This window comes from Paenibacillus rigui, from assembly GCF_002234615.1.
Lineage (GTDB): Bacteria > Bacillota > Bacilli > Paenibacillales > NBRC-103111 > Paenibacillus_S > Paenibacillus_S rigui.
Genome location: NZ_NMQW01000044.1, coordinates 1 through 1,085, shown reverse-complemented (window position 1 = coordinate 1,085; position 1,085 = coordinate 1). Strand labels below are relative to the sequence as shown.

Genomic DNA, 1,085 nt, shown 5'->3' with positions numbered 1-1,085 from the left:
AAATGTGTATAAGGGACAGCCGTACATGTGGCTGAAACAAGCTGACAATGCGATCCTCAACCGAGTGAGTCTGATTCTGAAACATCTCCCGTTGCTGGCGATACAACTCGGAAATGATGAGTAATTGCCGATACTGCCAGCGATTGAGGCGCTGCAAACCACCTTGTTCTGCAAGAAGCTCAACGATACGAAGGTTACGTGAAACATAACGAAGCTGTTTGCCAATGGCTTTACGGATTTGCTTGGCTCCAACCCTCCGTCTCTTTGCAATGGATAGATAATGTTTCCGTGCATTTTCCCGATAGGTACGTGGCTTCTTTTCCCTACCGACATGGGGTTGGTGAAGGACATCAATGATCATTTCGAGCTTTTCACGGGCTTCATTCAGCAATTTAAGATCGGTTGGATAGGCAAGATCGGCAGGGGCACAAGTCGCATCGAGCATCAACTTGCCGCGATTTGACTTCACTGGCTCTGTCGTTTTCGTTGTTGTGGAATCGCCTTTTCCATCTGAAGGGGGCTCCGGCGGATCGTTGTCATCACGCTTGTTTCTCTCGGTTTCCTCTTCCAAGATCCAATCATTGATTTGATTCACCACCGTTTCACCAAGACGCTTCCGAAAATGGGTCATGAGTGATGGATGAAATGGCGGCTTCTCCTGAAAACCTGGTAGGCCTAGAAAATACTGATAGTACGGATTTTCCATGATCTGTTCCACGGTTTCTCGGTCGTCTAACTGCATCCGTTCCTTGATGTACAGGGCTCCAAGCGCCATACGAACAGACAATGAAGTATGACCGCGCATCGATTTCTTGAAGGCCTTCGCATACTTTTCTTCGGCGCGCCACCAAGGAATGATCGCGGCCAGTTGAACCCACCGATTATCTTTATTCAACTTGCCACCAAAGGGCAAGAAAAAGTCTTCAAACAACTGAATTTGACTCTCTGTTTTCCGATACATCGCTTCCTCCAAGTGCACGGATTTTCCCATGAATTCCTTGATTTCCTTGCACTTAAATTCGACGCGGAACGCGTAAAACCCTTGCTACTATTGATTTTTCGGATTATTCAGCAAGCCCTAATTA

At 47.0% G+C, this 1,085-nt stretch carries 1 protein-coding gene; it reads right to left on the bottom strand.

Annotated elements, in window-relative coordinates; translation table 11 throughout:
• A partial coding sequence (locus tag CF651_RS25175) for a transposase (protein ID WP_144029108.1) occupies nt 1-961 on the bottom strand: 961 nt, incomplete at its 3' end.
• Between the last annotated feature and the right edge of the window lie 124 nt (nt 962-1,085).